Annotated in this window: 5 protein-coding genes; all 5 read left to right on the top strand. The window is 67.5% G+C overall.

Annotated elements, in window-relative coordinates; genetic code table 11:
• Positions 1–348: 348 nt before the first annotated feature.
• The 5 genes from AS25_RS08690 to AS25_RS08670 all read left to right on the top strand — a co-directional run bounded on the left by AS25_RS08690 (position 349) and on the right by AS25_RS08670 (position 3,339).
• Complete coding sequence (locus AS25_RS08690; protein ID WP_035964353.1) at positions 349–600, top strand: hypothetical protein; 252 nt, start codon at positions 349–351, stop codon at positions 598–600.
• Between the two features lie 194 nt (positions 601–794).
• Complete coding sequence (locus tag AS25_RS08685; RefSeq protein WP_035964352.1) at positions 795–1,751, top strand: DUF3560 domain-containing protein; 957 nt, start codon at positions 795–797, stop codon at positions 1,749–1,751.
• A 192-nt stretch (positions 1,752–1,943) separates the two neighbouring features.
• Positions 1,944–2,483 carry a hypothetical protein gene (locus AS25_RS13835; RefSeq protein WP_052160848.1) on the top strand — a complete coding sequence of 180 codons (540 nt, stop codon included), beginning with the start codon at positions 1,944–1,946 and terminating at the stop codon, positions 2,481–2,483.
• Positions 2,484–2,604: 121 nt separating this feature from the next.
• Positions 2,605–2,949, top strand: a complete 345-nt coding sequence (locus AS25_RS08675) for a hypothetical protein (RefSeq protein WP_035964351.1) — start codon at positions 2,605–2,607, stop codon at positions 2,947–2,949.
• Positions 2,950–3,018: 69 nt separating this feature from the next.
• A complete protein-coding gene (locus AS25_RS08670; RefSeq protein WP_035964350.1) occupies positions 3,019–3,339 on the top strand; it encodes a helix-turn-helix domain-containing protein in 321 nt (106 codons plus the stop codon).
• The last annotated feature ends 250 nt before the right edge of the window (positions 3,340–3,589 follow it).

Genomic DNA, 3,589 nt, shown 5'->3' with positions numbered 1-3,589 from the left:
TGTCCGCAAGGGTGAGCGGTCCATCAAGATCATGGCCCCGACCGAGCGCACCAAGAAGGACGACGACGGAAACCCGGTGATCGACCCCAAGACCGGCAAGACCGAGAAGGAAGTGGCATTCATCGTGGTGAGCGTGTTCGACGTGAGCCAGACGGACGAAATCACCGCCTAGTCTGACGGACAGCGGCCGGGGGAGTGATCCCCCGGCCGTTTTTCATGCCGGAACCAGTCCGAAAATCTGCACGAAAATATGGCCGATCCGCTTGTGTCTAACGTTGAATACGAGTAAACTAAAGAGTGTTCAGGCGGGAGGAACAACCCGCCACCACTACCGGAAGGACATAGGCAATGGACGCCAAGACCACCACCGAGACGATGCTCGTTTTCGTGTGCGAGTGCTGCGCGCTGATGATCGCCAACGGCGATGAGTCCGAGTGCCGCGACTACTACCGCCACGGACACATCGAGTGCGACCTGGGAGCCGGAGCCGTGGTGACCGGCGAGCAGGTGGAGACCCCGACGCCGAGCACGTGCGACGGATGCCACCAGCGACTAGGAGCCCTGGCGACCATGTACCAGGTCAGCGCGCCGACCGAGTAAGAACCGCAGGACAGGCGGCCGGGGGAGCGATCCCCCGGCCGCTTCTGTATGTACGGCAACCCAGCAAACCGTATCGCCGTAAATCCGGCCCGAAAAAGTCCCCCGCCCGGCTTGCGTCTAGTGTTTAACCCGAGTAAACTAAAGAGTGTTCAAGCGGGAGGAACAACCCGCACCAACCGGAAGGACGCAAGATCATGGCAGCACTGACCATCACCCACAACCGCGAGGCCGGGACGCTGATCGAGGGCACGGCGCGCGGAGACGGCACCGCCGAGATTTTGAAGGCCAACGGCTGGCGCTGGGGTCGATCCATCGGCGCGTGGTACGTCCCGCAGAGCCGGGACCGGAACCTCAAAACCTGGATCACCGGACGCACGCAGAAGGCCCTAGAGGCCGCAGGGCACGAGGTGGCCCTAGAGGCCGACGACACCGCCCGGCCCGTGGCCGAGGTCGAGGCTGACCGCGCAGCCCGGCAGGAGGCCCGCGCTGAGGCCCTGGCAGAGAAGGCGCAGCGCAAGGCCACACGCGCGGCCGACGCCCAGCGCGCCGCCGACGCGGCAGCGGCCCGACTGCCCGAAGGTGGGGAGCCCATCAAGGTGGGCCACCACTCAGAGACCCGCCACCGCAACGCTATTGACCGGGCATGGAACGCCCAGGGACGCGCGATCCGGGCCGACGAGGACGCCACCGAGGCGCAGCGCCGCGCGAGTGCCGCCACGAACACCACAGCCCACCGCTACAGCCCCGCGACCGTGGCTGGACGAATCGAGCGCCTAGAGGCCGAAGGCCGCAAGCTGGCGCGGCAGCTGGACGGCTACACCGCCGACCGGGGCACCCCCTACGCTGAGGCGATCCCCGCCGCGACCGGCCGACGTCGCGAGGCGATCCAGGCCGACGCCACCGAGAACGCCGACGCGCTGGCGTACTGGCGCGGCGTGCGCGCCCAGCAGCTCGCCGCCGGTGAGGCCGCCGACTACAGCCGCGAGACCATTCACGCCGGGGACCGGATCAAGGTGGGCGGCACCTGGTGGACCGTGGCACGGGCCAACGCCAAGACCTGCACCCTGTATCTCGATGCAGAGCGCAAGATCACGAGCAGCTATCGCGCCCCCTACGGCAAGATCACCAGCCACCAGCCCGCGAGCAAGTAGGACAGCAGAAGCGGCCGGGGGAGCGATCCTCCGGCCGCTTCTGTATGTACGGCAAACCGGCAAACCGTATCGCCGTAAACCCGGCCCAAAAAAGTCCCCCGCCCGGCTTGTGTCTAGTGTTGAACGCGAGTAAACTAAAGAGTGTTCAGGCGGGAGGAACAACCCGCCACCACTACCGGAAGGACAGGGACCATGAGCGAATACCTCGCAGACACCTACCAGAACGCTTTTCAGCTCGGGGAGGCAGCACTGAAAGACGGCCACGGCCTCACCATCGACACGGACGCGGGGGTGGATACCTACTGGGGTCCCGACCTCGCCCGGTTCATGGACGAGCTCGCCCCCGGTGAACCCTTCGGGATTGTGGCCGTCGTGCCGATGCCCGAGGCACCGGAGGGCGAACCGGCGTGCGCGTGGACGATCACCCGCGATCACCTCGTGGACGCCGACCAGACCGGTAGCAAGTGGACCTACGGCCCGGGCGAGGTGTCCGAGCGACAGGCGGCCATGCTCACCGCTGGCGCGCCCCTGGTGGACGGCTACGAGTGCCACACGTTCCGCATGTACGACGACGACGGGGAGCTGTACTACACCGGCCGCGCCGTGTTCCGCGTGGAAGAAGGCCCGCTCTTCGAGGACGTGCTGCTCGCCCCGCTGGTGGACTTCGGCACCCCCGACGCCGGAGCCGTGCGGATCACCTGGCACGGTCACCCCGACTGGGAATGCTCCTAAGCACCTGAGCACCTGAGACCCCGACCCATGCGGCCGCCGATCCCCTTCCACGGGGAGCGGATCGGCGGCCGCCGCCCCGCAGCCGGCGGAATCCGCCGGCCGAACCGAACAGGACCACGAGATGACCCCCGAAATGCTGTCCAACCTGGACAAACGAGAGATTTGCGCCGACCACCTGGGCAACCTCCGCGCGCTACAGCGCCGCGCAGCGCGAACCCCGCTCGCCCCGTACCTGGCAGAGATTCCGCGATGCCTAGTGCTGCCCACCGATCCGCGTCACGGTGACCCGCAGCTGACCAAGGCCACGGCCCTAGAGGTCGCAGGAGCCGCCACGCGCGCCGCTGGCCGCATGGAATCCTTCGAGCACGTAGACATGGCCCTCGAGCTGTCCAAGGCCGCTATGCGCGCCTACGAGGCCGCGTGCGACTTGCTGAGCACGCATCCCGGAACCACACCCGCAGAATGAAAATGCCCCCCGGCCGCTGGCGGATGCCAGGAACAATGGGCCGGGAGGCCACACCGAAAGGACGATGCAATGCCCAAGACTATCCCGCGCGGCGCGCACCTGCACGGACTGAAAGAAGCCGCCGCCGTGGTCGGCATGACGCCCCAGGGCTTCATCAAGGCCGGAACACCCGAGCCAGACGTGTGGATCAACGACACGCGAGGATGGACCACGGAGACCCTGCACGAGTGGCAGCGCACCCGCCCCCGCGGACGCCGCACGCTCACGGACGAGCTGCGCGCGCGCATCCTCGCGATGCACGAGGAAGGCCGCAGCATCGCGGAGACCGCCGCAGCCTGTCAGGTGAGCAAATCGACGGTGGCGCGCGTGCGCGCCGACGCTCGCGCGTGAATCCTTACTACGCCCGCCTAGCTGGCATCGCCATGTCGATTCACGGGCTGAACCGGGACAACTGGCAGCAGCTCGCCCGGTGGGCCGAGTACGCGGCCGCCCAAAGACTCACCAACCGTGGCGTTCTGATCACCGGAGACGGCCGCCTACATGCGGAGACCGTGTTACCTCCACCCCCACCACCGGACCACATGGGCGGCCGCTCCGCCCCGCCCCCGCCTAACCCGCCGTGGCAGATCGTCGCGGCGAC

It is taken from the genome of Kocuria marina (assembly GCF_000786655.1).
Lineage (GTDB): Bacteria > Actinomycetota > Actinomycetes > Actinomycetales > Micrococcaceae > Kocuria > Kocuria marina_A.
The sequence above is the reverse complement of the archived record's forward strand: the minus strand, read 5'-3'. Positions and strand labels throughout refer to the sequence as shown.

Excerpts from the sequence above, each read along its gene's own strand:
- AS25_RS08675 (WP_035964351.1), top strand. The coding sequence starts at position 2,605 with ATGACCCCCGAAATGCTGTCCAACCTGGACAAACGAGAGATTTGCGCC.
- AS25_RS13835 (WP_052160848.1), top strand. The coding sequence starts at position 1,944 with ATGAGCGAATACCTCGCAGACACCTACCAGAACGCTTTTCAGCTCGGG.
- AS25_RS08690 (WP_035964353.1), top strand. The coding sequence starts at position 349 with ATGGACGCCAAGACCACCACCGAGACGATGCTCGTTTTCGTGTGCGAG.
- AS25_RS08685 (WP_035964352.1), top strand. The coding sequence starts at position 795 with ATGGCAGCACTGACCATCACCCACAACCGCGAGGCCGGGACGCTGATC.
- AS25_RS08670 (WP_035964350.1), top strand. The coding sequence starts at position 3,019 with ATGCCCAAGACTATCCCGCGCGGCGCGCACCTGCACGGACTGAAAGAA.